Source organism: uncultured Campylobacter sp. (assembly GCF_938031315.1).
GTDB lineage: Bacteria > Campylobacterota > Campylobacteria > Campylobacterales > Campylobacteraceae > Campylobacter_B.
In genome coordinates, this window is record NZ_CALHHT010000315.1 from 1 (window position 1) to 1,048 (window position 1,048).

Here is a 1,048-nt window from a genome sequence, read left to right on the forward strand (position 1 = left end):
ACCCACTTTATCGCGGATACGCTTGACGAAGGTGCGAAGCGCCACGTCCGATACGGCGCCCTCCGCCCAAACATAGCGCTTGATCTCGTCGTAAAGCACCAGCTCGCCTACGCGGCTTATCAGAAGCGAGACGAAAGAGAGCTCCTTTTTGGTTAGCACGATCTGTTGCCCGTCTCTGAGTAAAACTCGCCTGAGCAGATCAAACGCGTATCCCGTTCCCAGATCGATAAGAGAGATGTTTTGTAGCTTTGCCTCCATCAGGGCGCAAATTTGCAGCGCAAACTCTGCGGCATCAACGGGCTTGAAGAAATATCCCTCCACGCCGATGTCGATGACGCCTTGAAGCTGAGACTGCTGGCTAAAGCCGCTAAGCACAAAAATAGGAGTGTGCGGGAAGATATGTTTGATTTGTCGTATCATCTCAAGCCCGTCTTCAATCGGCATCAAAATATCGGTGATGACGAGATTCGGGCTAAATTTTTTAAATTTTTTAACCCCCTCAAGGCCGTTTTGAGCGTCGTAGACGTTATTAAAAATATCCTCGAACGTCCTATGTAGCGAGGCTAGCAATTTGGCGTCGTCTTCGACCAGCAAGACGTCAAGCTCCTTTAAAACACAGCTCATAGCAGACCCTTCAAGGCGAAATTTCAAATGAAATTCTTTCAAATTCTTACTTTTACTAAGCTTAAATAAATATGAAGTTTTAAATTTAATTTTACAAATCGGATTTTGTTTTATGCGGCGCGAGTCGGAATTTTATCTAAGTCCGCGCGCTTCTTCGAATACAAGGCACGGACGTAAATTTAAAGCTCTGTCTGTAAAGCGCGAAATAAGTCGTAGCGCAAACGATGCAGTGCAGACAGATCGGCAAATTTTACTCGCACGGCTAAATTTTCGGATCGCAACGTGCGTTTTAAATTTTAAAACGCACGGCATGAAATTTTAAGCCGCGACGAACTTTAAACTTGCAACGCAAGGGCTACGTTAAATTTTTGAAACTCGCCGCAAATTTAAAATTTTACCGCGCGACTGCGGTAAAAATTCATAC

1 protein-coding gene is annotated in these 1,048 nt (G+C 45.0%); it reads right to left on the minus strand.

Annotated features, from left to right (window positions below):
- Nucleotides 1-624 (minus strand): response regulator transcription factor (locus Q0236_RS07765; protein WP_297916645.1); only part of this gene is annotated, 624 nt, incomplete at its 3' end.
- Between the last annotated feature and the right edge of the window lie 424 nt (nucleotides 625-1,048).